The sequence below is a fragment of the Vibrio sp. 10N.222.52.B7 genome (assembly GCF_041474275.1).
In the GTDB taxonomy this organism is placed as follows: domain Bacteria; phylum Pseudomonadota; class Gammaproteobacteria; order Enterobacterales; family Vibrionaceae; genus Vibrio; species Vibrio crassostreae_C.
The window spans coordinates 1-301 of the sequence record NZ_JBFRTU010000505.1 but is presented as its reverse complement, the minus strand read 5'-3'; the positions used below and the strand labels follow the sequence as shown (position 1 = coordinate 301).

1 protein-coding gene is annotated in these 301 nt (G+C 50.2%); it reads left to right on the top strand.

Annotated elements, in window-relative coordinates; translation table 11 throughout:
* Positions 1–301: alkaline phosphatase PhoX (locus AB4512_RS23915; protein ID WP_372175988.1), on the top strand; the 301-nt coding region annotated here is incomplete at both ends.

Here is a 301-nt window from a genome sequence, read left to right as displayed (position 1 = left end):
CAGCAAACTCTCGCGCTAAAAAACGTTCTGCACTGGGTTGTTTCCGTCACGAAGGCTGTACGTTTGGTAAGCTGACTGAAGGCGAGCCGATCGTATTCTACTCTGGTCACGATTCGCGCTTTGAATACCTGTACAAATTCGTTTCTGAAGAGAAATGGGACCCGCGTGATGCAGAGCCGAGCAATCGCCTAAGTGCGGGTGACAAGTACATGGACAAAGGCACACTGTATGTGGCTAAGTTCAACGATGATGGTTCAGGCACTTGGCTGCCACTGACTATGAGCAGTAAGACCACAAACGG